Genomic DNA, 224 nt, shown 5'->3' on the forward strand with positions numbered 1-224 from the left:
ATACCATTCATTGGCAATTTGGGCATGTATTAACAATTTTTGAATCAGCCTTAGCTGTTGCTGGAAAAGAGAATATTGATTTAAATATATATAGACCTTTATTCGGAAATGGTTCGTCTCCAGATGAATGGAAGGAGGAAGTACCGAATATTGAAACGATTTTAGAAGGTCTCCAAACATTACCTGAACGTGCACGAAATCTAACTGAAGATGATTTAGCAATT

1 pseudogene is annotated in these 224 nt (G+C 34.8%); it reads left to right on the plus strand.

The features are described 5' to 3' along the window. Positions 1–224: pseudogene (bstA, locus tag D9V42_RS15000) on the plus strand (bacillithiol transferase BstA); the annotation flags it as partial.

Source organism: Staphylococcus pseudoxylosus (assembly GCF_003697915.1).
In the GTDB taxonomy this organism is placed as follows: domain Bacteria; phylum Bacillota; class Bacilli; order Staphylococcales; family Staphylococcaceae; genus Staphylococcus; species Staphylococcus pseudoxylosus.